This is a genomic window from Janthinobacterium agaricidamnosum, from assembly GCF_003667705.1.
Taxonomy (GTDB): domain Bacteria; phylum Pseudomonadota; class Gammaproteobacteria; order Burkholderiales; family Burkholderiaceae_D; genus Janthinobacterium.
This window is the reverse complement of the sequence record NZ_CP033019.1, coordinates 2,739,190-2,764,154: the sequence shown is the minus strand read 5'-3', so window position 1 is coordinate 2,764,154 and position 24,965 is coordinate 2,739,190. Positions and strand designations below refer to the sequence as shown.

21 protein-coding genes are annotated in these 24,965 nt (G+C 60.4%); 13 read left to right on the top strand and 8 right to left on the bottom strand.

The window, feature by feature from the left end:
* The first annotated feature begins 224 nt into the window (after positions 1-224).
* Complete coding sequence (locus tag D9M09_RS12385) at positions 225-629, top strand: flagellar basal body rod protein FlgB (protein ID WP_099764762.1); 405 nt, start codon at positions 225-227, stop codon at positions 627-629.
* A gap of 161 nt (positions 630-790) precedes the next feature.
* Here the strand turns inward: D9M09_RS12385 and D9M09_RS12380 are convergent, their stop codons facing one another.
* The 5 genes from D9M09_RS12380 to D9M09_RS12365 are packed head-to-tail and all read right to left on the bottom strand — an operon-like array spanning position 791 to position 7,544.
* Positions 791-1,051 (bottom strand): hypothetical protein, encoded by a 261-nt coding sequence (locus D9M09_RS12380; protein WP_058051341.1) that lies wholly within the window; start codon positions 1,049-1,051, stop codon positions 791-793.
* Positions 1,052-1,109: 58 nt separating this feature from the next.
* Entirely contained in the window at positions 1,110-1,469 is a 360-nt protein-coding gene (locus D9M09_RS28940; RefSeq protein WP_133250774.1) for a hypothetical protein, read from the bottom strand.
* A gap of 5 nt (positions 1,470-1,474) precedes the next feature.
* Positions 1,475-4,630: an efflux RND transporter permease subunit gene (locus D9M09_RS12375; protein WP_121669428.1), complete on the bottom strand. Its 3,156-nt coding sequence runs from the start codon at positions 4,628-4,630 to the stop codon at positions 1,475-1,477.
* Positions 4,627-6,198, bottom strand: a complete 1,572-nt coding sequence (locus D9M09_RS12370) for an efflux RND transporter periplasmic adaptor subunit (protein WP_121669427.1) — start codon at positions 6,196-6,198, stop codon at positions 4,627-4,629. The genes D9M09_RS12375 and D9M09_RS12370 overlap by 4 nt, the downstream gene beginning before the upstream one ends.
* Complete coding sequence (locus tag D9M09_RS12365) at positions 6,195-7,544, bottom strand: TolC family protein (RefSeq protein WP_240453626.1); 1,350 nt, start codon at positions 7,542-7,544, stop codon at positions 6,195-6,197. Before D9M09_RS12365 ends, D9M09_RS12370 begins: the two co-directional genes overlap by 4 nt.
* Before the next feature lie 752 nt (positions 7,545-8,296).
* Between D9M09_RS12365 and D9M09_RS12360 the strand changes: the two genes are divergently transcribed.
* A complete protein-coding gene (locus D9M09_RS12360) occupies positions 8,297-11,269 on the top strand; it encodes a Tn3 family transposase (RefSeq protein ID WP_070289053.1) in 2,973 nt (990 codons plus the stop codon).
* A 228-nt stretch (positions 11,270-11,497) separates the two neighbouring features.
* Positions 11,498-11,926, top strand: coding sequence for a DUF2061 domain-containing protein (locus D9M09_RS12355; RefSeq protein WP_121669426.1), 429 nt, complete (start codon positions 11,498-11,500; stop codon positions 11,924-11,926).
* 92 nt (positions 11,927-12,018) lie between these two features.
* Here the strand turns inward: D9M09_RS12355 and D9M09_RS12350 are convergent, their stop codons facing one another.
* Positions 12,019-13,479, bottom strand: a complete 1,461-nt coding sequence (locus tag D9M09_RS12350; RefSeq protein ID WP_121669425.1) for an amidase — start codon at positions 13,477-13,479, stop codon at positions 12,019-12,021.
* A gap of 101 nt (positions 13,480-13,580) precedes the next feature.
* Here D9M09_RS12350 and D9M09_RS12345 point away from each other — a divergent pair, with 101 nt between their 5' ends.
* The 3 genes from D9M09_RS12345 (at position 13,581) to D9M09_RS12335 (ending at position 18,071) form a co-directional block, all read left to right on the top strand.
* Complete coding sequence (locus D9M09_RS12345; protein WP_121669424.1) at positions 13,581-14,504, top strand: LysR family transcriptional regulator; 924 nt, start codon at positions 13,581-13,583, stop codon at positions 14,502-14,504.
* Between the two features lie 177 nt (positions 14,505-14,681).
* The gene (locus D9M09_RS12340) at positions 14,682-16,709 is read left to right on the top strand and encodes a c-type cytochrome (RefSeq protein WP_430886697.1); all 2,028 of its coding nucleotides are present in this window, start codon (positions 14,682-14,684) and stop codon (positions 16,707-16,709) included.
* Between the two features lie 81 nt (positions 16,710-16,790).
* Entirely contained in the window at positions 16,791-18,071 is a 1,281-nt protein-coding gene (locus D9M09_RS12335) for an NRAMP family divalent metal transporter (RefSeq protein WP_121669422.1), read from the top strand.
* A gap of 3 nt (positions 18,072-18,074) precedes the next feature.
* On the opposite strand, the gene D9M09_RS12330 is transcribed toward D9M09_RS12335, so the two are convergent.
* On the bottom strand, positions 18,075-18,869 hold the full coding sequence (locus D9M09_RS12330) for an SDR family NAD(P)-dependent oxidoreductase (protein ID WP_121669421.1): 795 nt from the start codon (positions 18,867-18,869) through the stop codon (positions 18,075-18,077).
* A 70-nt stretch (positions 18,870-18,939) separates the two neighbouring features.
* Between D9M09_RS12330 and D9M09_RS12325 the strand changes: the two genes are divergently transcribed.
* The 7 genes from D9M09_RS12325 to D9M09_RS12295 all read left to right on the top strand — a co-directional run bounded on the left by D9M09_RS12325 (position 18,940) and on the right by D9M09_RS12295 (position 23,922).
* Positions 18,940-19,338 (top strand): MerR family transcriptional regulator, encoded by a 399-nt coding sequence (locus tag D9M09_RS12325; protein WP_121669420.1) that lies wholly within the window; start codon positions 18,940-18,942, stop codon positions 19,336-19,338.
* Positions 19,335-19,985, top strand: a complete 651-nt coding sequence (locus D9M09_RS12320; protein ID WP_121669419.1) for an SMI1/KNR4 family protein — start codon at positions 19,335-19,337, stop codon at positions 19,983-19,985. Before D9M09_RS12325 ends, D9M09_RS12320 begins: the two co-directional genes overlap by 4 nt.
* 100 nt (positions 19,986-20,085) lie before the next feature.
* A complete protein-coding gene (locus D9M09_RS12315) occupies positions 20,086-20,637 on the top strand; it encodes a DUF4142 domain-containing protein (protein WP_121669418.1) in 552 nt (183 codons plus the stop codon).
* Between the two features lie 123 nt (positions 20,638-20,760).
* Positions 20,761-21,147: a hypothetical protein gene (locus tag D9M09_RS12310; RefSeq protein WP_070310750.1), complete on the top strand. Its 387-nt coding sequence runs from the start codon at positions 20,761-20,763 to the stop codon at positions 21,145-21,147.
* A gap of 28 nt (positions 21,148-21,175) precedes the next feature.
* Positions 21,176-21,592, top strand: a complete 417-nt coding sequence (locus D9M09_RS12305) for a hypothetical protein (RefSeq protein ID WP_121669417.1) — start codon at positions 21,176-21,178, stop codon at positions 21,590-21,592.
* Between the two features lie 239 nt (positions 21,593-21,831).
* Positions 21,832-22,299: a cache domain-containing protein gene (locus tag D9M09_RS12300; RefSeq protein ID WP_083287192.1), complete on the top strand. Its 468-nt coding sequence runs from the start codon at positions 21,832-21,834 to the stop codon at positions 22,297-22,299.
* A gap of 90 nt (positions 22,300-22,389) precedes the next feature.
* The gene (locus tag D9M09_RS12295; protein ID WP_070288384.1) at positions 22,390-23,922 is read left to right on the top strand and encodes a methyl-accepting chemotaxis protein; all 1,533 of its coding nucleotides are present in this window, start codon (positions 22,390-22,392) and stop codon (positions 23,920-23,922) included.
* Here D9M09_RS12295 and D9M09_RS12290 read toward each other — a convergent pair.
* Positions 23,919-24,962, bottom strand: coding sequence for a hypothetical protein (locus D9M09_RS12290; protein ID WP_162995652.1), 1,044 nt, complete (start codon positions 24,960-24,962; stop codon positions 23,919-23,921). The genes D9M09_RS12295 and D9M09_RS12290 overlap by 4 nt on opposite strands.
* Between the last annotated feature and the right edge of the window lie 3 nt (positions 24,963-24,965).

Sequence of the window (24,965 nt, the reverse complement as noted above, 5' to 3'; positions counted from 1 at the left end):
TGATCCTTAAAGCGAACAGGTTAGTTAGTTACTCTATCCGACCAGCTCTCTGAAACGTCAGAAATCGAATGTCAATGAGGGAGGAATCCATGAATAAAATTGAATCGATCCAGGCATCTATCGGGCTCACAGTTAAGGGTAGCACTAGCGCGGAAGGCAAGACGGCAGGGCAAATGTTTTCTGCCACATTAGCTAATGCACTTGGATCGACGCCAAAAGTGGCAATGGCCTTGCCTCCAGTGGCAACTATTCAACACACACAGTTTGACCTTCCATTGAATTTGACCGCTGCTAAGATTTGGCAGCAGCCGAGTATCAATGAACGTGCGCTCGGACTGCGGGCATACCGTCAAGAACTTCTCGCATCCAATATCGCGAATGCCGATACGCCTGGATATGTGGCGGTAGATATTGATGTTGAGAAGGCCTTAAAAACAGGAAAGTCAAAAGATGACGTTTCCCTGCAATTTCGTCTTCCAGCCCAAGGTAGTATTGATGGCAATACCGTTGATATGGATGTTGAACGGGCCCAGTTTGCTCACAATTCCCTCATGTATGAATACAGCGTTGATCGTGTCAAGGGACGCTTCAAGGAACTAGATGACCTTTTGAAAAATACACCATATTAGTAATCCCTACTTGGAAATACTGACAGTAGCGACTTAATGCAACTACCGCAGGCAACGGAAAGATTAAGTCATGGCGTGATCGGGTAAGCACCTGAATGGATACGATCGCTGCTGTCCGCATATGCCACCAGCAGCGATCGCATCCAGCACTCAAAAACGCGTTACTTTTTCTTCATCATTTCCTGACAGTCCTTCATCATTTGATCCATTTTTTCATGCATTTTCGGATCCATTTGATGATCCATTTTTGGCTCCATCTGATGTTCCATTCCAGCTTGCGGGGCTTTATTGGCCGCTCGCATCATTTGCGCCTGCTTGGCCTTGCGCCCTTGCTCAATCAGTTGCCAGTCCGGGCCAGCGAAGGCGGGAAATGCAGTGCTAAGAGTGCTGATACAGAGCAGCGTAAGTAGTAATTTTTTCATGATAGACTCCTCGATAAACTAATTTGATGTATGCATCGTCATCCCCATGGTCAAGTGGCTAATTCAACCATCGACAATACAAAAGCCGCAGCGCAACTGCGGGAACGTCTGACATATCAGAAAAAAAATCACCTCTATCCGTTTGCGAAACAAAACGCATCGTAGCAGTGGTAGCACCGAGATCCGGATAGTCGCCGCCTGCGTTATGGTCGGCAAAAGGTGGTCCCATATAGCAGAAGGCGCATGGCTGGCAGCTTGGCATGGCCATCGGCTGCGCAATCGCCGCAGATGCACGCATGTCGTTTTGCAGTGGAAACGCCGGCACATGGCTGCACCAGATAAAACCGAACAACACCACCGCACACCTCACGAAATACACGAGGTGCTTAGCCGATCGGTAGGTGCCAAACGGTCTCATGACGGCTAATTCTCCTCTGCTGCTGCCGAGCCGGCGGCACGGATCTGACGCCGACGTAGCAGCAGATAAACCGCAGGGACCACAAACATGGACAACAACGGCGCGGTAATCATGCCGCCAACCATCGGCGCGGCGATGCGCTGCATGACCTCCGACCCAGTGCCGGTGCCCAGCATAATCGGCACCAGGCCGGCGATAATGACCGCCACCGTCATTGCCTTGGGCCTCACGCGCAAGACCGCCCCTTCACGAATTGCATCGAGCAGATCGGTTTCACCAGCGTTACCATTCGCCAGACGTTCATCCCAGGCATGCTTTAAATAAAGCAGCATGATTACGCCGAATTCGGCCGAGACGCCAGCCAACGCGATGAAGCCGACGCTGCCGGCGACTGACAGGTGATAGTCGAGCAACCACAGTAGCCAAATGCCGCCGGCCAGCGCAAACGGCAACGTTGCCATGATCAAGGCCGCTTCATCGAAGCGCTTGAAGGTCAAATAAAGCAGCACGAAGATAATAAGCAAGGTCGCTGGCACGACGATTTTGAGTTTTTCAGTGGCACGCTCTAGATATTCGAACTGCCCCGACCATGCAATGGAGTAACCCGCCGGCAATTTGACTTCCCTGGCGACGACTTGCTTCATGTCATACACAGTCGAACTCAAGTCGCGATCGCGAATATCGACATACACCCAGCCTGACAGCCGGGCATTTTCACTCTTGAGCATCGGTGGACCGTCGTCGATGCGGATCGCGGCGACATCACCCAGCCGGATTTGCGCCCCCCGCTCTGTCAGCACCGGTAGCTGGCGCAGTTTCTCGACTGAGTCGCGCACCTCGCGTGGATAACGCACATTAATCGGGAAACGCTGCAATCCTTCGACAGTTTCACCGATATTGTCACCGCCGATCGCCGCCGACACCACGCTTTGCACGTCTGCAATATTCAAGCCGTAGCGGGCGGCCGCGTCGCGATCGATGTTGACGTCGATGTACCGTCCGCCGTTCAGGCGCTCGGCCAGCGCTGAGGAGACACCCGGCACCTTCTTGACTGCGCGTTCTATCTCACCAGTGATGCGGTCAATTTCCTGCAAGCTAACGCCTGCGACCTTGACGCCGACCGGGCTTTTTATGCCGGTGGCCAGCATGTCAATCCGGTTGCGGATCGGCGGCACCCAGATGTTGGACAGCCCAGGCACCTTGACGGTGCGGTCCAGTTCCTGTATCAATTTTTCCGGCGTCATGCCAGGGCGCCACTGATCGCGCGGCTTGAACTGGATCATGGTTTCGAACATTTCCAGCGGCGCCGGATCAGTGGCGCTCTCGGCTCGACCGGCCTTGCCGAAGACGCTTTGTACCTCTGGTACCGTTTTAATCAGCCGGTCAGTCTGCTGCAACAACTGCGCGACCTTGCCGGCCGACAGACCGGGCAACGCCGACGGCATGTACAGCACATCGCCTTCATCCAATGGCGGCATGAATTCGCCGCCGAGCCGGGTCATGGGCCAGATCGTGATGGCTGCTACCAGTGCTGCCGCCAGCAAAGTCAGCTTTGGAAAACGCAGTACGACATCGAGCAAGGGGCGGTATAGCGCGACCAGGAAACGATTGAGGGGATTCTTTTGCTCATCGGGAATCCGGCCGCGGATCAGATAGCCCATTAAAATGGGAATCAGCGTCACCGCCAGTCCAGCCGCCGCCGCCATCGCATACGTCTTGGTAAAGGCCAGCGGCGAAAACAGACGGCCCTCTTGCGCTTCCAGAGTGAACACGGGAATAAACGAGAGAACGATGATCAAAAGCGAAAAGAACAGTGCTGGTCCAACCTCAACAGCAGCGTCGCCAATGACGCGCCAATGCTCATGACCCTTTAGCTGTTTACCTGGATGGGCATGATTCCAGGCTTCAATATGCTTATGGGCATTCTCGATCATCACCACGGCGGCATCGACCATCGCGCCTACAGCAATGGCGATACCGCCCAGCGACATGATATTGGCGTTGACTCCCTGGTAGTACATGACGATAAAGGCGATCAGGATGCCGATCGGCAGCGTGATGATGGCCACCAGCGCCGAGCGCAAGTGAAACAGGAACAGCGCACAGACCACAGCGACGACAATGAATTCCTCGATCAGCTTTTCTTTCAGGTTGGTCACAGCGCGCTTGATCAGGTTCGATCGGTCGTAGGTGGGGATGATCTCGACGCCGGGCGGAAGGCTCGCTTTTAGCTTTTCCAGCTTGACCTTGACGGCATCGATGGTTTCCAGCGCATTTTTCCCGGAACGCATGATGATCACGCCGCCAGCAACTTCGCCCTCACCATTCAAATCGGCAATCCCGCGCCGCATCTCTGGCCCGATCTGGATGCGCGCGACATCGCCCAGCCGGACCGATACGCCAGCGTCAGTCGTCATCAACGGAATCTTGCGGAAGTCGTCAAGCGACTTCAGATAACCAGAGGCCCGTACCATGTATTCGGCCTCGCCCAATTCCAGCACGGAACCGCCCGTTTCCTGGTTGGCTTTCTGCACGGCATCGATAATTTTGCCATGTGGGATGTTAAAGGCGCGCATCTTGTCTGGATCGAGCACGATCTGGTACTGACGCACCATGCCGCCAATGCTGGCCACTTCCGAGACGTTGGGCACCGCTTTCAACTCATACTTGAGAAACCAGTCCTGCAAGGCGCGCAATTGCGACAAATCGGTCTTGCCGCTACGGTCGACCAGCGCATATTCATAGACCCAGCCGACGCCGGTCGCATCTGGTCCGAGCGCGGTTTTTGCCTGCGGTGGCAGGCGTGACTGCACCTGGTTCAGATATTCCAACACCCGTGAACGCGCCCAGTACGGATCGGTACCGTCTTCAAACAGAATGTAGACGAAGGAGTCACCGAAAAACGAGTATCCGCGCACCGTCTTGGCACCCGGCACCGACAGCATGGTGGTGGTCAGTGGATACGTGACCTGGTTCTCGACGATTTGCGGCGCTTGCCCCGGATAGCTGGTGCGGATAATAACCTGCACGTCCGACAGGTCGGGAATGGCATCGAGCGGCGTGCGCGCCAGCGACCAAATGCCCCAGACCGTAATGAATACAGTCGCCAACAAGACCAGAAAACGGTTGCTGATAGACCAGCGGATCAGTTTTGTGATCATTTCGCCACTCCCGCGGGTGCTTTCATGCCACCCATGGGTTTATTTTCGGGTTTCGGCGCACCGGAGGTCGGCGCAATGGCCACGATCTCAAAGCTGCCATCCTCGCCTTGCTGGATGTCGAAGGCGACTCGGTCACCTATGCCAATATTGCGCTGCAAGCCCGTGGAAGACACTTTGAAACCCATCGTCATCGCCCCCCACTGCAGCGACGTGATAGGGCCATGCGAAATGGTGATTTCATCCTTGCCGATCTGTTCGACCTTGCCTACCCCATGGTGGCGCGGAAGTGCCTTGTCTGCGTCAGGGGACTGCGTATCGCTCATGCGTGTCGTCGTTCCCTTCAGGCTGGCCTCGGAATCGATCAAGAACTGCGCCGAGACGACCACTTTCTGACCAGCGGATAGGCCCTTGCGAATTTCGGTGAGACCACTGCCTTCGCTGCCGACCTCCACATCGACGGGCATAAACTTGCCGCCCTCCTGGGCAAGCATGACAACGCTGCGCGTACCCGTCTGGATGACTGCCTCCGACGGCACCTGCAAAACATCGGTGCCACTGTTTGACGCGAAGGTCAGAGTAGCAAACATACCGGGCAACAACTGAGCGCCGGGGTTAGCCAGCTCCACACGGGCTTTCAGGGTTCGCGTCGCGGCATTAACTTCCGGCAAAATGGCACCCACCTTGCCCTTGAAAATAGTTCCGGGTAGCGCCTGTACCTGCGCTTCGACGGCGTCACCAGGGCGAACCTTGGCCGCCACGCTTTCGGGAACCTCCGCGTTGACCCATACTGTCGCAAGTCCATTGATGCGAAACAGCGGCGCACCAGCGGAGACGGTCATTCCTTCGCGGGCGCCAAGCTCTGCGATCACACCGCTGATGGGTGCTGAAACCGTCAAGCGAGGATGGACCTTTCCACTTGACTCGACTAGCCGGATTTGCCCCTCACTCATACCAACTAGCCGCATGCGCTGGCGGGCAGCGTCGACCAGGGATGCTGTTTCATTGCCTTGCATACGACGGCTTGCCAGATAGTCTTCTTGTGCCGCGATCCAGTCAGGGACATACAAGTCAGCCAAGGGTTGCCCCTTTTCCACCGGATCGAGCAGGGCACGCGCATACAAGCGCTCTACAAATCCACCGCTACGCGCCTGCACCAGTGCCACGTCGCGCTCGTTATAGGCAACGTTACCGACGGCAACCAAGCCGGCGGACATCCTTCCTGATGTGACGAGCGCTGTGCGCACTCCCAGGTTTTGCTGGACCCGCGGGCTAATCGTAACATTACTGTCCTCACCATCCCCCGCAGCATAGACGGGCACCAGCGGCATATCCATGAACGGTGACTTACCGGGTTTGTCAAACTTCTGGCCCGGCACCATGGGGTCATGCCAATATAATGGTTTCTTGTTGGCAGCACTCGCGGCGCCTGCTGCGTTGCCGGATACCGCCTTGACGTCACCTGTAGATACTGTCTGATGTGCTTGTCGTACACCAAACTGGTAACCGGCATAAGCGACCGCTGCAAGGGCACCCGCAAGTACTAGGACGCGTAATTTCTTATTGTTCATTTGAGTTCCTGCTGGCTATGTACTGCGGAAATCTGCGCGCTTGCGGTGTCGGGAAAGAGGAAGCGAAGCTGTGCCCAAAACTGGGCTGTATTCATCTGCAACTGCAGCAACTGAACGTGCATGTCAGCACTGTTACGCCTGGCAGCGAGCACCTCGGCCAAAGAGGCTTTACCGCCACGATAGGAGGCCAGGAGCGCCAGGCTGCGCTCGTCGGCTAGTGGCAATAGCTGGAGCGCGTAGCGCTCGCTACGTTCTTGGCCACTCCTCCATTCGATGAGCAAGGCACGGATGTTGGCAGCATCTTCCCGCAGCAGTTCGTCGCGCTCGCTCCTGGCTTGTTCGACCAAGGCGAGTTTGGAGCCTAGTTCGCGGTCCTGCCGGTTCTTGCGATCCCACTGCAATGGCAGAGACAGGCCAATGGAGACCATGTTTGAATAGGCCGCACCGCGCTGCTGGAATGCGAACTCGATACTCCAGTCCGGGCGTCGGTTCGCTTGCGCCAGATTGACGTCCGCCTGGGCGGCTTCTTCCTGCCGATTCAACACCATGATCTGCGGGCGGTGCGCCAGTTCAGTGTCGAGCAACACCGGGTCCAGAGGGATGGTGCCCAAGTCGGGCATGCTGGCATCGGCAAGTTCGCCGCTGCTGCCGGTCCAACGCACCAGCATGTTTTTTGCCGTATTGAGGTCGCGTTCGACCTGACTGGCTCGGTCCTCAAGGGTTAACAAGGCAGAACGCGCAGCCAGCACGTCGGCCTGGCTGCCACGCCCGCCCCGATAGGCGGCCGTAGCGGCGTCAATTTCCTGGCGGGAAAAGACCACTTGTTCTGTCAGAACTACTGACATTTTCCGAATGTAGTAGACGTTGAGCCAGGAGATCGCCGTGTCGCGCTGAATCGCGGCGAGTGCGACATCTTTTTGCGCCTGCGCCTTGTCGGCTTCGCGCTCAAGACGTGCGGAACGCCAGCGCAATTTATCGGCGCGTGTCAGTTCCTGCGAAATGCCGATGCGCCGCATCGTCATGAAATCCCCGCTCAAACTAAAGCGATCACTGCCACTTAAGGGCACATTATCGATGCCGACCTTGAGAGTGGGATCGGGGCGCTGCGCCACCGCTACCGCCATTTCATGTGCAGCGACAGTGGCCTGGTCCTGCGCATGAAGTTGGCGCGAGCGGACGACAGCCTGCTGCAGCGCCTCGGTGAAGGTGATTGGCTGGGGGGCCGCGCGCGCATCATGAACGAAGGCAAGCAGCGGAAAAGTAAGGGCGAGAGCGAGCGCCGTCTTCATGAATGGGCGAAGACGGACGACGCGTGCATGCGACTGCACGGAGTACGGGATTGGCATGGCAGCTCCAGAATGCGATGGGCAACAACGCCCTGTCGAACCCGACAAGGCGATGACGATCTAGGCAGTCTGGAGTATCAAATACGCAAACAGCAATGGCGGATAGCGATAGGCGGTGCCGTTGGCCTCGCCAAGGTAATGAGCAAAGGAGGTTTTGCTGAATACACTACGGGAGTGTCATAAATAGCTAACGTCAAAAGCAGGACAACAGGGACGAATGATGGGTGGTCGGCGACAGGTGTCTTGTCCAGCGACTGCCTGGATGCATCTCCCACAGCATAAATTTGACACAACGTCGACTGGTCAGTGTCCATGCCAGCGCAATCTGTCATCGCGGGCATCGCAGATGCCCTAACACCTGCGGCTACAACAGAGCCACCGCCTCCCATCGGTACGCCAGGGCACAGGTACGAAGCAACCGCATGCTGCATGAACAGCATGCTAAGTATCGCGACAAGAGTCGTGAACAATCGCACTGTGCGGGAGGTCTTCATAAACTATCTATATGGACGGTATTCGTAGCCTAGGTTGTATCAGACCCACTGTCAAGGTATTGCTGCGATGCACTTGACCGTGAGCAAGTACGGATCCGAATGACCGGTATCATCACTATACGCATTACCATAATGGGGAAGGTCAAAGACATATGTCGCCGGATTGGAATGCTTTACGTTTAATTGCTTGACAAAAAACTTGCAATCGATGCACGATTTCCAGCAATTCCTTCGCTGGACCGGTGTCGACTGATTTCAATGACGAATATTCATGAAACGGCTTATCCACGCCTGAAACAAGAATTCACTGAGCAGGAGCTCGGGGCGATCTACACGCCTTCGCGCGCTCAAATTGACCATATCTTCACGCTGTATCGCCAAGCATCGCATCGTACTTTTTTGCTGATCCAACTTATGCTGTTGCAAAGGCTCGGTTATTTCGTCCCTTTGTCGAGCATCCCGTCTATCGTGGTGCGGCATATCTGCGAACATAGCGGTCTGCGCGTTCCGGCAAAACGAGCGCTGGCGCAATACGATCAATCCGGTAGCAAGACAACACACCAGCGCCGTCTGCGCGGGTACGTGGGGATCCGGGTGATGGACTCGTCCGATGAATACTGGCTGGAAGATCAGGCCCTGCAGGCTGCCCATACCAAGCAGGAGCTACCCGACATTATCAATGTCCTGATTGAAGAGTTGGTCCAGCGTCGCCTGGAACTGCCTGGATTCACCTACTTGTTCAGGCTGGCTCGCCATTCCCGTACCAGCGTCAATGACGGCATCTATAAGGCGGTGGCTGGCGGATTGCCAACTTGCGTGGTCGAGCGTTTTGAACACATGCTCACTGCGGGTAAGAACCTGCGCATATGGGATAGCCTCAAACGCGAGCCGAAGCAGCCCAATGTGCGTGCGGTGACGGATTTCCTGGCCCACATTGAGACCATGATCGCGCTGGCGCAGGATCTGCCCAATACCGAGGCCATCGCCGCAACCAAGCGTGAACAACTCGTTTTGGAGGCGCGTGCCCTGGATGTGGCGGAAATGCGGCGGCTCAAGCCACTCAAGCGCCACACCCTCATCGTGCTGCTGATTCAAAGCCAGTTGCAGAAGGCAATGGACGATATCGCCGAAATCTTCATCAAGACCATCCGCAGCTTGCATAACGGTGCCGAGGAACGGTTGCGGCAATATCACCTGCAGCACGCCGAACAGATTGAGCGTTTGATCGGACAGTTCCGCGAAGTGCTGACCGTCCTGAGCGACGAGGGCAGCGACGAGGAGCGCGTCGCTAGGGTCGAGCAATCCCTCGACGGGGATCTTGGGGCATGGATCACTGAATGCGACGAGCACATGGCGTATGCTGGCAATAACTATTATCCGTTCATGCTGGTCGGGTATGTTGGCAAGCGCAGCCTGCTCTTCAAGTGCCTCGAAGCGCTCAGTCTGAAATCGAGCTCCCAGGATCAGAGCCTGCTGGCGGCGATCGCCATCATCCAAAAGCATCGCTCCAGCCACAAGGAACAACTGCCAGCGGCAGAAGGTGCGCTACCTGAATTGGCACTGGACTGGATGTCCGATAAGTGGCGCAAGCTGGTTTTTGGCCGAGTCGCAGCCGATGCCCCAGCGAACGTGCATCGCAAGTATTTCGAACTTGCCGTGATGACGCAAGTCATGGATGAACTCAAGTCGGGCGATCTGTACGTCGAGCATAGCGGCGACTACGATGATTATCGCAACCACCTGGTGGACTGGGAGCAATACGAGCGTGAAGTGAAAGCCTATGGTGAACTGGTAGGGCTGTCGGTGGAAGCTCCGGCGTTTGTCGCGCAGTTGCGCGACAAACTCGGCAGTCTAGCGCGCGACGTTGACAGCCGATTCCCGCAAAATAGCCTTGCCGATATAGACGAGAGCGGCATTGTGATCCGTCGCATGGAGCGCCCGAAGCCGCCACCCGAACTTGACGCCATCGAGCAGATGGTCACCAATGAAATGGATCCGGTGAGCATCCTTGATGTATTGACCGAGACTGAAAAATGGTTGGACTTGCATAAACTCTTCGGTCCGTTGTCCGGCTTCGAGGCCAAAGTAGACGATCCGCGCAAGCGCTTCATCACTACGTTGTTTTGCTATGGTTGTAACCTGGGCGCCACGCAAACCGCACGCTCGATCAAGGGACTGAGCCGCAAGCAGGTGGCCTGGCTCAATCTCAAGCATGTCACCGAGCAGCGTCTGGACAAGGCGATCGTCAAGGTGATCAATGCATACAACCGCTTCGCATTGCCACGTTATTGGGGGTCGGGAAAGAGCGCGTCGGCCGACGGTACCAAATGGAACATTTACGAGGCTAACCTGCTTTCCGAATACCATATCCGCTACGGTGGATACGGCGGCATTGGCTACTACCATGTGTCCGACAAGTACATCGCGTTGTTCAGTCACTTTATTCCATGCGGCGTCTATGAGGCGGTTTACATCCTCGATGGGCTAATCAACAACCAGTCGGACATCCAGCCAGATACGCTGCACGGCGATACCCAGGCCCAAAGCACGCCTGTCTTTGGCCTGGCTTCGCTGCTGGGTATCGACCTGATGCCGCGCATCCGCAATATCAAAGATCTGGTGTTCTTCAAGGCGGACAAGGCCGACCAGTATGACAATATTGGCAGCCTGTTCCGTGGATCGATCGACTGGGAACTGATCGCGCGTCATATGAAGGACATGCTGCGCGTCGTTATTTCCATAAAAGCGGGCAAGATTGCGCCATCGACGATCCTGCGCCGCCTAGGGACCGCTAGCCGCAAGAACAAGCTCTACTACGCGTTCCGCGAGCTCGGTAGGGTACATCGGACAATGTTCCTGCTCAAGTACATCAACGACGCGGAATTGCGTCGTACCATCCATGCAGCAACCAACAAGAGCGAGGAATTCAACGGCTTCATCAAATGGTTGTTTTTTGGGGGCGAAGGCATCATTGCCGAAAACGTTCGGCACGAACAGCGCAAGGTTATCAAGTACAACCAGCTCGTTGCGAACATGGTCATCCTGCACAATGTCCATGAGATGACGCGGCTCCTCAAGACAATACAGGCAAAGGGATATGTGCTAACGGAGGAGGTGCTTCGCGGCTTAGCGCCATATCGGAAAGGGCACATCAACCGATTCGGCGAATACATGCTGGACCTTGAGCGAGAGGTGGCCCCGATGAACTACAAAGTCGAATTTACTAAATAAATCAATTGGTTAGAATTCTTTTTGCGGTAAAAGCCGCAATCCCGGCCGGCCCTCTATACGCTGACGGCGATGCCTGCAGCGGGATACGCCCGCAGCATGGGTAATTGATATTTCCAAATCAATAGATGAAATCTATCGATCCAGTTGAAATATTTCACTTCCTTTTGTAAATGAGAATCGTTACTATCTAAATCAAGGATAAGCGAATTCAACAGAAAGGAGCGTCCCTTGTTCACAGCCATCAAAACATTCAGCCAGGTGTGCACGCACATGTCGATCGCCTTCGGCCTAGCCTATTTGCTGACGGGCTCGTTGGCACTCGGTGGCCTGGCCGCAATCATCGAACCGATCATCAATGTGAGCCTGCTGCCGTGGCATGAAAAAGCCTGGCACGCGATCCGCCGCCGCTACGCGGCCAGCCGCCTGGGCTTTGCCGCCCTGGCCGGTGAAAAGCTGAGCCAGACGGCCATGCACATGGGCGTCGCTTTCAGCGTCATGTACTGGGCCACGGGTTCCATGGCCTTCGGCGGCTTGCTGGCCGTGGTCGAGCCCATCTGCAACGTGATCGTGCTGCCCTTCCACGACCGGCTGTGGGAACGATTTCGTTTCCGTATGGAAGGCCGGGGCGCGGCGCAGCTGACTACGATGCCCACCTGATACTTTTCACCCAAGAACAAGGACTGGGGTCGGACCCGGCGGGTCCGACCCCGGCTTCTTGTCGCTGGCCAAAGCCGCGATGGTGGCCGGTTTCAGCCGTCCGCAAGGCGTGCTTGCACCTTGCCTGCCCACACAGGCGGCCGCCTTGGAAGCCATGGCGCCGCCCGCTCCAGCTGGCCCGCCAGGCGCAGCAAGGTTCCATCGTTTCCATACCCGGCCATGAACTGCATGCCGATCGGCAAGCCATCATTGGACATGGCCAGCGGCACGGACATGGCCGGCAAGCCCGCCACGTTGGCCAGCGGCGTGTACGGCGAATGCTCGAACAGGCGTGCCGTCCAGCCCAGCCCATCGAGCTTTTCCTCGTTTTCTCCATAGCACCCCAGTTGCCACGGCATATCCGGCATGGTGGGCGTGAGCAGCACGTCGTACTGCTCAAACAAGGCGCCGGCCTGACGCGTGACGGTGTTGCGCACGTCGAGCGCGGCCACGAAATCGACGGCCGACACCGTCTGCCCGTACCGGTAGCAGGCCAACGTGGCCGGTTCCAGCGTATCGAGCGACACGGTCCGCCCGCTTTCCCGCGCCAGGCCGTCTATCCACGGCACCAGGTTGGCGCACCAGATGCCGGCATTGGCTTGTACGAAGGCTTGCCACGACACGCCCAGCGCGGGCGACACTTCTTCCACGTGGTGGCCCAGGCTTTCCAGCAGGCGCACGGTGTCTTGCAGCGCGGCATCGACGGCGGGTACGGGCCGGGCGCCATTGCTGGCGGTCCGCTGCACGGCGATGCGCAGCTTGCCCGGCGCCACGCTCACCTGCGACAACCAGCTGTGGCCGGGAGGATTCGTCACATACGGCTCACCCGGCAGCACGCCCTGCACGCAGTCGAGCAAGGCGGCGCTGTCGCGCACGCTGCGGCTCACGCCCAGCTGCACGCCCAGGCCGCTGAAGATTTCGTCCATGGCGGGGCCGTTCGACACCCGTCCCCGGCTGGGCTTGAAGCCGAACAGGCCCGTCGAGGCGGCGGGCACGCGGATGGAGCCGGCCGCATCCGTCGCATGCGCCAGCGGCACGATGCCAGCCGCCACGGCCGCCGCCGCGCCGCCGCTGGAGCCGCCCGCGCTCAGGTGGACGTTCCACGGGTTGCGCGTGGCGCCATATAAGACCGGTTCGGTGGTGGTGGCAAACGCCATTTCCGGCGTGCTGGTGCGGCCGAACGTCGCCAGGCCGGCGGCGCGGAACTGCGTCATCAGATGGGAATCGGCGGACGCGACATGGCCGGCGCCCAGGCGGCTGCCCGCTTCGCTGCGCTGGCCCGCCATGGTGACGGCCACATCCTTGATCAGGAATGGCACGCCGGCGAATGGCGCGGTGCCGTCCACCTGCGATACATCGGCCGGCCACAGCTCGACCACGGCATTGATCTGCGGATTGACGGCGGCGCAGGCGCGCTGGGCTGCGTCGTGCAATTCGGCGGCGGAAACGGCGCCCTCGCGCAGCAGCTGGGCCAGTCCTAATCCATCAAAGCTTGTATATTCATGCAGTTGCATCAGTTAGTTCCTGTAAAAGGTGAAGAGTAAAAGTCACAGGAACCACTGTAGGGCTTGCGCTATCATAGCGGAAATGAATAGTTGATATACAAGGTATAGTCATGGACAATTTGCGCAAGCTGGACCTGAACCTGCTGCTGACCCTCAACGCCCTGCTGATCGAGCGCAACGTCACGCGGGCGGCCGCGCGACTGCACCTGAGCCAGCCCTCCGTCAGCGTGCAACTGGGCAAGCTGCGCGCGGCCTTCGACGATCCGCTGCTCTTGCCCGGTCCGCGCGGCATGCTGCCCACGGCGCGGGCGCTGGCCCTGCTGGCGCCCTTGCAAGCCGTGCTGGCCCAGCTGGAGCAAGTCTTGCAACCCGAAGCGGCCTTCGATCCGGCCACGGCCCAGGTGCGCTGGAACCTGGCGGCGGCCGACGCCGCCGAATATGCGATCCTGCTGCCCATGCTGCCCGCCCTGCGCGCGCAGGCGCCGTTGTCGCGCATGGCCGTGTTCGAAGCCGTGCCGGCGCGCATGGCGCACGACCTGGAAACGGGCCAGGTCGACCTGGGTTTCCTGGCGCAGGAAGAAGCGCCGCCCGGCTTGCGCCACCGCACGCTGTTCACTGAACACTATGTGCTGGCGGGCCGCCACGACCACCCGTTGCTGCAATCGCCGCCCAAGCTCGACCAGTTCTGCGCGCTGGAATTCATCGTCGTCTCGCCCAACGGCGGCGGTTTCCGCAGCAACGTCGATACGGCACTGGAAAAGCTGGGGCGCACGCGCAAGGTGGTGCTGTCCGTGCCGCATTTCCTGATCGTGCCGCCCTTGCTGACAGCGTCCGACATGGTGGCCCTGCTGCCGTCGCGCCTGCTGAAGAATGCGCTGGGCGCGCTGCGCACCTGGGAGCCGCCCGTCGCCCTGCCCGACTACGAAATGGCCATGGTCTGGCACGAACGCATGCACCTGGACCCGGCGCACCGCTGGCTGCGCGAACGCATCCTGGCCAGCTTGCAGGCGCCGCTACACGATTTCCCGCTATAAAACACTAGGGAAGATTACCTAGTTGCTCGAAAGAAATTCCCAATGTTCGCCGTGGTGACGACTGCGTAAGCTTGCGCGTAATAATAAAGGGTCACCATGAACGCCATTTCCATCCTGCATCGCGGTTCGCGCCGCCCTCCCGCTTTTTCCTTTTCGATCACTGCCTGGCTGGCGGCAATGCTTCTGGGCATGCTGGGCTTCTGCGCCAACGCCAGGGCGGCACCCGCCGCCGCGCCCGCCAGGATGCCCGCAGCCTCGGCCGAGCTGATCAAGCGCGGCGAATACGTCGCCCGCCTTGGCGACTGCGTGGCCTGCCATACCAGCCCGAACGGCGCCGCCATGGCCGGCGGCCTGGAACTGAAAACGCCGTTCGGCACCATCTACAGCACGAATATCACGCCCGACGCGAAGACGGGCCTGGGCACGTACACGTTTGCCCAGTTCGACCGCGCCATGCGCAAGGGCGTGGCGGCGGACGGCCACAATCTGTACCCGGCCATGCCCTACCCTTCCTACGCGAAGATCACGCCCGACGACATGCAGGCGCTGTACGCCTATCTGCAGCGGGGCGTGGCGCCCGTGGCGCAGCAAAACCGCGAAACGGACATGAAATGGCCGTTCAGCATGCGCTGGGGCTTGTCGCTGTGGAACGCCGTCTTCCTCGACGACGCACCGTTCAAGCCCGACAGCGCCAAGTCGGCCCAGTGGAACCGGGGCAGCTACCTGGCCCAAGGGTTGGGCCATTGCGGCTCCTGCCACACGCCGCGCGGCGTGGCTTTCCAGGAAAAAACCATGGGCCAGGACGGCGGCAGCGGCAAGCACTACCTGTCCGGTTTTACCTTCGATGGCTGGCATGCGGTGAACCTGCGCAATCTGTGGACGCCGGGCGACATCGTGCAATTGCTGAAAACCGGCCGCAACAGTTTCGGCACGGCGGCCGGCAGCATGACGGAAGTCATCACGCACAGCACGCAATACTTCACGGATGCCGACCTCGACGCGCTGGCGCACTACCTGCACGGCTTGCCGGCCAAGGATGGGGCGGCCGCGCCGCCGAAGAAAACGGCGCCCGTCGTGGCGGCCAGCAACGATGCCCTGTACAACACGCGGGGCGGCCTCGGCTACCTGCAGTTCTGCGCCACCTGCCACCGCCGCGACGGCCGTGGCGTGGAAAACATCTTCCCGCCGCTGGCGCAGAACGACTCGGTGCAATCGAAAGACGCCACCTCCGTCATCCATATCGCGCTGACGGGCTGGCAGTCGGCCGTCACGCAGCACTCGCCCCGCTCGTTCGGCATGCCCGCGTATGACCGCCTGGCGGACACGGAACTGGCGGAAATCCTCACCTTTGTGCGCGGCAAGTGGGGCAACCAGGGCGCACCCGTGACCCCGGCGCAGATCGCCAAAGTGCGCAAGGAGCTCAAGCTCAAGGCGCCGGACGCGGGCGGCTTCGTCACGCCCCGCTTCGCCGCCCTGACGGCCGATCCGAACGCCAGTCAATTGATTCACGGCATGCAGCTGATGACGGAAACACGGGCCCGGCTGCCGCAAAACGTGGGCAACGACCTCAATTGCAGCAGCTGCCACCTGAATGGCGGCACCGTGGCCAACGGTTCGCCCTTCCTCGGCATTTCCGCCTTCTTCCCGTCGGAAGCGCCGCGTGCCGGCAAGGTCATCAGCCTGGGAGAGCGCATCAACGGCTGCTTCCGCCGCTCCATGCACGGCAAGCCGCTGCCCGTGGACGGCCCCGACCTGCAGGCGATGGTCGCCTACATCGACTGGATGAAGGGCGCCACGCAAGCGGGCGACAAGGTGGCGGGACGCGGCGTGGCGAAGATTGACCGGGCTCTGCTGCCCGATCCCGTGCATGGCAAAAAAGTGTATGCCGAGCAATGCGCCGTTTGCCATGGCGCGAATGGCGAAGGCATCAAGGGCGCCAACGGCGTCGTCGCCTTCCCGCCGCTGTGGGGTGAGCGTTCCTTCAACATTGGCGCCGGCATGGCCCGCACCTACACGGCGGCCGGCTTCGTCAAGGCCAATATGGTGATGGGCCACGGCCAGAAATTCCCGCTGGGACAAGGCAACCTGTCCGACCAGGACGCCGTCGACGTGGCCGAATATTTTACGCACATGCCCCGTCCGGACTTCCCCGACAAGGTCAAGGATTGGCCCAAGGGCGGCAAGCCGAAGGATGCGCGCTACTGACGCGTGAATTTTCCGGGCGGCGCCCTTCTGGACGCCGCCCGCCTGTGATACGCTGCTCGCTCCATCACGCAGGAGCGACGCATGCAGACCGACAGCGGCCGGGCCGACCCATCCGACACCTGGCTGGGCAAGCTGGGCCCCGGCCTGATCACAGGCGCGGCCGATGACGACCCCAGCGGCATCGCCACGTATTCGCAGGCGGGCGCCCAGTTCGGTTTCGGCATGCTGTGGACCGTCTGCCTGACGTTCCCCCTGATGCTGGGCATCCAGGTCATCAGCGCCAAGATCGGCCGGGTCAGCGGCCATGGGCTGGCAACGAACATCCGCCGCCACTATCCGAAATCCTTGCTGTACGCCATCGTCAGCTTGCTGCTGCTGGCCAATGTCATCAATATCGCCGCCGACGTGGCCGCCATGGGCGATGCCCTGACCCTGATCATCGGCGGCCCCACGCATCTGTACGCCGCTGGCTTTGGCCTGCTGTCGCTGCTGCTGCAAGTCTTCATTCCGTATCAACAGTACGTGCGCATCCTGAAATGGCTGACCCTGGGCTTGCTGGCCTATGTGGCCACCGTGCTGACCGTGCACATTCCCTGGGGCGAAGTGGCGCTGCGCACCGTCTGGCCCCAGTTCGCCTGGTCGGCCGCCTCGGTCACCATGATCGTGGCCGTGTTCGGCACCACGATCAGCCCCTATTTATTCTTTTGGCAAGCCTCGCAGGAAGTGGAAGACTTGCAGGCGGACGCTGGCGCGCAAGCCTTGCGCCGTGCGCCGGAACAGGCGCCACGGCAATTCCAGCGCATCAAGATGGACACGGCTATCGGCATGGGCTTTTCCAACCTGGTGGCCTTCTTCATCATGCTGACGACGGCCGTGACCCTGGGCGCGCAAGGCATCACGCACATCGATACGTCCGCCCAGGCCGCTTCCGCCCTGCGCCCCATCGCGGGCGACTTCGCCTTCGCGCTGTTCAGCCTGGGCATCATCGGCACGGGCTTGCTGGCCATTCCCGTGCTGGCCGGCTCGGCCGCCTACGCCATGGCCGGCGCCTTTCACTGGAAAAACAGCCTGGAACTGGCGCCCCGGGCCGCCAAGAAGTTTTACGGCATCATCGTCACGGCCACCGTGATCGGCGCCGCCCTGTGCTTTTCGCCGCTCGACCCCATCAAGGCCCTGTACTGGAGCGCCGTCATCAACGGCGTCATTTCCGTGCCCATCATGGCCCTGATGATGGTGATGGCCTCGCGCCCCGCCATCATGGGCACCTTGACCATTTCGCGCCGCCTGCGGGCGCTGGGCTGGCTGTCGACCATCGTCATGGCGACGGCCGTGCTGTCCATGTTCGCCACCATGGCGTTCTGATGCCTAGGCCGCCTTCGGCTTGAGCATGCCTTCCACGATGCCCAGCACGGTCTGGCGCGGCAGCAAGCGCGGCAGCCAGGCCAGCAGCCGGTTCGGGCGGCCCGCCACGTGGCTGCTGCGGCCCCGGTCCAGCGCGCGCAGCGCTTCGTCGACGACCGTTTGAGGATCCATGCGCTGGCCCACGGCTGCCTCCGGCGCGGCCACGACGTCGAAGAAAGCCGTGTCCGTGGCGCCCGGGCACAAGCCCAGCATGCGCACGCCGCGGCTGCGGTTTTCCGCCCACAGCGCTTCCGAGAACGACAGCACGAAAGCCTTGCTGGCGCCGTAGACCGCCATATAGGGATCGGGCTGCAGGGCCGCCGTGGACGCCACGTTGATGATGGCGCCCCGCTTTTGCGCCAGCATGTGCGGCAAGGCGCAGTGCGTCATTTCCATCAGGGCCGTGCAATTGACGGTCACTTCATCGACTTGCCGCGCCAGGGCGATGTTTTCGAAGCGGCCATGCGTGGCGAAACCCGCGTTATTGATCAGCACGTCGGGCGGCATGCCCAGCGCGCAAGCCTGCGCATGGGCTTGTGCGGCGGCGCCAGGCAGGCTCAGGTCGGCCACCAGCGCGTGGGCGCGGATGCCGTGGCGCTGGGACAGTTCCTTGGCCAGGCTGTCGAGCACGGCGCCGGAGCGGGCCAGCAGCAGCAAATGGGCGCCGCGCGCGGCCAGGGTTTCCGCAAAGACGCGGCCGATGCCGGACGAGGCGCCCGTGATCAGCACGGTCTGGTTGGTGTAGTTGATGGCGGTCATGGCAGCGGTGTGTAGTTGAAAGTGTTTCTACTGTAAACTGTAGACTTTAGTCCACGGTCAAGGGGAATCGATGCGTATCGGAGAAATCACCCGCCTGACGGGCGTCAGCAAGGATACGGTGCGCTTTTACGAGCGCCAGGGGCTGCTGGACGAAGCGCCGCAGCCGGGCCTGACGAATAACTACAAGGAATATTCGGCGCAAGCCTTGCGCCGCATCGAGCTGATCGGCCACGCCAAGGCGCTGGGCTTTACCTTGAAGGAAATCGCCGAGGTCATTGCCGTATGGCAGGAAAATGCGCTCGATGCGCAAACCAAGCGGGCCATGCTGGAAACGAAAATCGCGCAGATCGACGACAAGGCCCGCTCGATGGCCGTGCTGCGGGCCGGACTCGTCGATGCGCTGGCCAAGGTGGAGACGGGCTGCAAGGATAGCGTGGCGGCCGCAGGAAACTACAAGGATAATCAATGACTTATTACACGCAATACCGCCACCTGGCGCTCGAGGGCGCCAAGCCCGCCCCCACGGCGCAGCAGCTCGCCGCCATCGAAGCCCTGCTGGAAGCGCCGTTGCCGCCCGCCTTCCTGGCGTTCTTGCAAGTGGCCAACGGCGCCTGGTTTGATTACACCTGCGATGTGCCGGACGGCAATGGCGGCGTGGAAAAAATGGGCTTCAATACCTTTTTCAGCGCCGACGAAGGCGATTTCTGCGACGAAACCTTGGTCGGCGAAATCCGCGCCGCGCGCAAGCATACGGACATGCCGGTGCGCATCCTGCCGTTCGCCCGCGATGGCGGCAATTCCATGGTTTATCTGGATCTGACGGAGGAAGGCGGCGGCCGCGTGCTGGCCTATGTGCAGGAGTTGCCGGAGTGGACGGGCAAGCGCGCCCATGGCCTGATGGAACTGGCGCCTTCATTCGACGCGTGGCTGGATAGCCTGTATATCGACCGCGACACGGTGCTTGACGAACTCGAACACAGCGTCTCGGAACCGTCGCACCTGGACGCGATGGCGGAATGGCTCGATATCGGCATGCCCGCGTGGCGCCGCGATGCCGGTATTGCCGCCTTATTTGCCCTGAAGCAAGTCGAACTGTGCGCTAACGAACAGGACTAATCCTACGGGCATGATCGCGACTGTCCTATGGGTGTGCGCAGGCTGCTGGCTTAACATTGTCATCAGCTTGTAGAAAAAACCACACTCGAAAGGATTTCCCATGCCTATCCCGACCACCAGCTCCCGTGCCCCGTCCTTCAAAAGCGTGGCAATCGGCGCCGCCGTTGCCTTATTGAGCGGCATCGCCATCAACAGCATCGCCGCCGCGGCGCCGGGCGCGTACGACAAGCAATTCCTCAGCAAGGCCGCCGACGCTGGCAGCACGGAAATTGCCGCCAGCAAAGTCGCGCAAAGCAAGAGCAGCAATGCGGAAGTGAAGAAATTCGCCGATGCCATGGTCACCGATCACACGAAAGTGGCGGATGAGCTGAAACAGCTGGCCAGCAGCAAGCAGATCGAGATCAGCGACCAGCCCGGCAAGAAGCACCGGGCGCAGATCGACAAGCTGAGCCGCCTGGAAGGCGCGCAGTTTGACAAGGAATATGCGGCCACCATCGGCGTGGCGGCGCACAAGGAGGCGGTGAAACTGTTCACGGATGCCAGCCAGAAGGCGAGCGATCCCGACATCAAGGCCTTTGCCGCGAAGACCTTGCCAGCGTTGCAACATCATCTGGACATGGCCAATACCCTGCACACGGCGGTGGGCAAATAGCCAAGTCAATAGCCAAGTTACCGGCAATTAGCGGGGATATGCTTGCTGTACGTGCCGTACGGCAAGCATATCTGCTATTGACATACAATGCGGCAACTTCGTTTTTGGCCATGCCATGACCTCATGCAGCTACTCAAGAAAACCGGCCTGATCGCCGCCGCCTTCCTGCTCATCCTCGTGCTGGCAGGCTGGCTCTTCATCAAAGTGAGCGCGGCGCGCAATGCCAGCGTATATGCCCAGGAATGGAACGATCAGCGCACGTGCGTGATCAATACCTACGTACCCCACTACGGCAACGGCGTGCCGCAGAACATCGTGCGCGCCCTCAGCACTTCCACCTTCTTCCGCGTCTACCACAAGGATGGCACCTTGCTGGAAAGCACGGAATGGGTACTGGACATGCATGAAGACGGCATCCTCGACCATGCGCGCTGGGGCCAGAACCAGACCCGCGCCATCTACCCGACGGACATGGGCGACGAAAGCTGGACCTTGCCCGAATGCGCGTGATCATTTAGCAATCAAACGAAAGAGTCCCATGCTGCGCGGCCCCTGGAGCGATGCTCCCTACATTCCTACGCTTCACCATTTTCTCGGCCCCTTCGACGTGTATGATCGTGAAGAAACCTTGGGCGTGGAACTGGACCGCTGGGACATGAACGACCCGCTCCAGCGCGTGGCCCTGATACGGCGCGACATCACGTCGCAATACAAGGAACTCAGCTATCGCCACCGCCATGCGCTGGTGGCCGTGCTGGCGCAGGCGCTGCAAGACCCCGGCTATGATTTCCAGGCCATCCTCGAACATGACCCGGAAAGCACGAATGCCCTGCCTGCCTTGTGGGATGAAATGGCCGATCCGCGCGCCTTCTTTGCCGAGATCTACCGCCTGGTGCAGCAAGATTGGCACGACGACCTGGCGCGCGCGGCGGCGGAAGACCCGGCCAGCTGGTAACGCGGCGCCCGCACCACACTATCGATACGCTAGTCTGCGCTCTCACTTTCCCTCTGTGGACGCGATTACGGCCGTCTGCACGCATCGTTGCAAAAACGCCCCATTCAAAAAAAATCTGTTGCACCAGCGCATGTCTGCTGGCATCGCGCTACTATGAAACGTCGGCACTTCGATAGGCGCCGCCTCACCGCACCGGTTCCCCGCCGGCTTTCCCCTGCCGCAATGTGAAGGAGATTCTCATGCCCAAGTTCGCCCCTGCCATTTGCCTGTCGGTCATGCTTGCCGCCGGCATGCTGCCCTGTATCGCCAGCGCTGCCGAAGGCGGCGCCACGCGCGCCGACGCGGAAGCCATGGTCAAGAAAGGCGTGTCCTACATCAAGAGCGCCGGCGACGCCAAGGCGTATGGCGACATCACGGCCAAGTCGCCGCAATTCATCCTGCACGACCTGTACCTGGTCGTCTATAAACTCGACGGGACGGTGGTTGCGCATGGCGCCAATCCGAAAATGGTCGGCAAGAACTTGATCGAGCTGAAGGATATCGATGGCAAGGCTTTCGTGAAGGAACGAGTCGACCTGGCCAAGAGCAAGGGCACGTTCTGGCAGGAATACAAATTCACGAATCCGGAAACCAAGAAGATCGAGCCGAAGGTAATGTATTGCGAGAAACTCGCCGAGACCGTCGTCTGCGGCGGCATCTACCTGTAGCCGCCGCCGCGCCGCCAGCGCCGGGATGGCACACCGATCTCTCAACGAATTTCTCAACGATATGGGCCTCATGTGAAAATCGCACAGAAGATGTTGATCGTCCCGGTGGTCGCGCTGGCTTGCCTGCTGGCCATGGGGGCCTTGTCCTATTTCGCCATGCAGCAAAACGAAAGCCGCATGCGCGACTTGAAAGACGTGACCTTGACGGCCGAGCGGCTTGCCAACCAGCAAGCCATTGCCCTGGGTCAGGTACACGCCGACGTGTATGCGAAGATCGCCATCGCCGCCAGCCTGTCGGACGAACAGTTCAAGCAGTTCGGCGCGCAAACGGATCGCCAGCTCAATGCCATCGCGCAAGGCTTGAAGGAACTCAAGCAATTCTCGGGCGCCGCCACGGAAGCGGGCCAGGCGCTGCCCGGTGTCGAGCGCTACCGTGCCAGCGTGGCGCAGGCGCTGGACCTGGCCTCGATGGACCCGAATACGGGCGTGGCGGCGATGCAAAATGCCGCCGGGCACTACCAGCAAGTGAGCGGGCAACTGCGCCAGGTGCTGCTCAACCTCGACCACCGCACGGTCGACGCGCTGCAAGAGACAAAAAATGCGGGCCAGCGCGCCGGCTGGCTGTCGCTGGGCACCATGGCTGTCGGCTTTGCCCTGCTGGCCCTGATTGCCACCTGGGTGGCGCGCTCCGTCGTGCGCCCCATCGACGAGGCGTGCCGCGCCGCTGAAAGCCTGGCGGCCGGCGACCTGACCACGCGCATCGACGCCCGGAGCGACGATGAGGTCGGCAAGCTGTCGCGGGCGCTGGCTACCGTCTTGAAAAACTGGAACACTTTATTGGGCGAGATACGCCAGGCGGGCTCCACCATCACGGTAGAAGCGAGCGAAATCGCCCTCGGCAATGCGGACCTGTCGGCCCGTACGGAGTCGCAAGCGCATTCTTTGCAGGAAACAGCCTCGTCCATGCATGCGCTGACCGATACCGTGAAGGAAAACGCCAGCCATGCGCACCAGGCCAACCAGATGGTGCTGTCGACCTCAAACGTGGCGCTGGAAGGCGGCCGCGTCGTGGGCCAGGTGGTCGAGACGATGGGGTCGATCAAGGCCAGTTCCGGGCGCATCGTCGACATCATCGCCGTCATCGACGGCATTGCCTTCCAGACCAATATCCTCGCCTTGAACGCGGCCGTGGAAGCGGCGCGCGCGGGCGAACAGGGGCGCGGCTTCGCCGTCGTCGCCACGGAAGTGCGGGGCCTGGCGCAGCGCTCGGCCACGGCGGCGCGCGAAATCAAGCAGCTGATCGAGGATTCCGTTGCCAGAATAGAAACGGGCAGCGAGCTGGCCGACAGCGCCGGGCGCACCATGGGCGATATCGTCGCCTCCGTTCAGCAGGTGACGGAGATCATGAACGACATCACGGCGGCCAGCCAGCGCCAGAGCAAGGGCATCGAGGAAGTCAACAATGCCATCACGGAAATGGACGAATTGACCCAGCGCAATGCCGCCCTGGTCGAGCAATCGGCCGCCGCCGCGCAAAGCATGCAGGACCAGGCGCATGATTTATTGCGCGTGGTCGACGCCTTCCGCCTGGGCGACGGTGGCCCGCCGCTGCTGCCGCGTTAGCGCGGCGACCGCATGGCCGCTGCCGCGCAGGCGAGCATCCGCTTGCCTGCCGCCGCCAGTGCCGGATCGTCCTCGTCCTGCAGCAGCGTCCCGACGACGCTCTGGTCGGCAACGCTGCCCTGCATGGCGGCCAGGCGTGCCACGCGGTCTTGCGTGGCACCATCGCCAAGGGTACGGGCGCTGAAAAAGCTGTACAGGCCGGCGATTTCGCGTTGCTGCAGCCATGCCATCAATTGCACCAGGCGCGCCTGCTCCACATAGCTCAGTTCGCTCACCTTGCGCTCCGCCAGCGCCTCATACACTTCCAGGCGCGCCATCCAGTTGCCCTGCGCGGCAGCCGCAAGCAGCTGGTCCCAGGCGGCACCGGCGTGCGGCACGGGCCGCGGCTGCAGCTGATAGGCCAGCACGGCTTGCTGCTGCGGCAACGCGCCGTAGGCCGTGGGCGCCTTGCAGACAAACTGGCGCGCATCGGGGCCGCCTTGCCGCAAGCCGCTGGCGATATGCCGCTCGATCTTGTCGCCGATGGCCAGCAGGCGCCTGGCGTGTTCCTGTACGGAACACTGCGGCGGCAATTTGCCCAGCCAGGCCAGCGCATCGTCGTTGGCCCGCACCGCCAGCTCGTAGGCTACCGCCTTGGCCTGTTGATCTTTCTCTCTGGCCAGTTTTTCCGCATCCTGTCTGATATCGTATTGGCTGGCGCTTTGCTTGAGTTTCAGGCATGACTGGAAGGCGGCAGGCGCTTCTTGCCAGCAGCGAGCCGGCACCGTGAACGTCCAGCGCATGCTGACCGTTTCCAGGACATACGTCTCTTCGCCCTCTTCTGCCTTGAGATAGGCTCGGCCGTCCGCCTTGGTCACGCCCTTTGTCAGTTGCTTGCCGCCCACCGTGCTCCAGGTGTACGGATCATCGTCTTGCGGCACGCCGGGGGCGGCGTACAGGGTCAGGTAGTGGCCGGCGGCGGCGGGAATATCTGCCGCATGGCTCAGCGGCGACAGCAGGGACAAGGTGAATAAAGCTCTTGCAGGTAACAGTTTCAGCATGAA

Coding starts and splice junctions, on each gene's coding strand:
- D9M09_RS12365 (WP_240453626.1), bottom strand. CDS start 7,544: ATGCCAATCCCGTACTCCGTGCAGTCGCATGCACGCGTCGTCCGTCTT.
- D9M09_RS12385 (WP_099764762.1), top strand. CDS start 225: ATGGCCTTGCCTCCAGTGGCAACTATTCAACACACACAGTTTGACCTT.
- D9M09_RS12360 (WP_070289053.1), top strand. CDS start 8,297: ATGACGAATATTCATGAAACGGCTTATCCACGCCTGAAACAAGAATTC.
- D9M09_RS12380 (WP_058051341.1), bottom strand. CDS start 1,051: ATGAAAAAATTACTACTTACGCTGCTCTGTATCAGCACTCTTAGCACT.
- D9M09_RS12340 (WP_430886697.1), top strand. CDS start 14,682: ATGCTTCTGGGCATGCTGGGCTTCTGCGCCAACGCCAGGGCGGCACCC.
- D9M09_RS12375 (WP_121669428.1), bottom strand. CDS start 4,630: ATGATCACAAAACTGATCCGCTGGTCTATCAGCAACCGTTTTCTGGTC.
- D9M09_RS28940 (WP_133250774.1), bottom strand. CDS start 1,469: ATGAGACCGTTTGGCACCTACCGATCGGCTAAGCACCTCGTGTATTTC.
- D9M09_RS12295 (WP_070288384.1), top strand. CDS start 22,390: ATGTTGATCGTCCCGGTGGTCGCGCTGGCTTGCCTGCTGGCCATGGGG.
- D9M09_RS12305 (WP_121669417.1), top strand. CDS start 21,176: ATGCTGCGCGGCCCCTGGAGCGATGCTCCCTACATTCCTACGCTTCAC.
- D9M09_RS12290 (WP_162995652.1), bottom strand. CDS start 24,962: ATGCTGAAACTGTTACCTGCAAGAGCTTTATTCACCTTGTCCCTGCTG.
- D9M09_RS12315 (WP_121669418.1), top strand. CDS start 20,086: ATGCCTATCCCGACCACCAGCTCCCGTGCCCCGTCCTTCAAAAGCGTG.
- D9M09_RS12330 (WP_121669421.1), bottom strand. CDS start 18,869: ATGACCGCCATCAACTACACCAACCAGACCGTGCTGATCACGGGCGCC.
- D9M09_RS12320 (WP_121669419.1), top strand. CDS start 19,335: ATGACTTATTACACGCAATACCGCCACCTGGCGCTCGAGGGCGCCAAG.
- D9M09_RS12335 (WP_121669422.1), top strand. CDS start 16,791: ATGCAGACCGACAGCGGCCGGGCCGACCCATCCGACACCTGGCTGGGC.
- D9M09_RS12325 (WP_121669420.1), top strand. CDS start 18,940: ATGCGTATCGGAGAAATCACCCGCCTGACGGGCGTCAGCAAGGATACG.
- D9M09_RS12345 (WP_121669424.1), top strand. CDS start 13,581: ATGGACAATTTGCGCAAGCTGGACCTGAACCTGCTGCTGACCCTCAAC.
- D9M09_RS12310 (WP_070310750.1), top strand. CDS start 20,761: ATGCAGCTACTCAAGAAAACCGGCCTGATCGCCGCCGCCTTCCTGCTC.
- D9M09_RS12300 (WP_083287192.1), top strand. CDS start 21,832: ATGCCCAAGTTCGCCCCTGCCATTTGCCTGTCGGTCATGCTTGCCGCC.
- D9M09_RS12350 (WP_121669425.1), bottom strand. CDS start 13,479: ATGCAACTGCATGAATATACAAGCTTTGATGGATTAGGACTGGCCCAG.
- D9M09_RS12370 (WP_121669427.1), bottom strand. CDS start 6,198: ATGAACAATAAGAAATTACGCGTCCTAGTACTTGCGGGTGCCCTTGCA.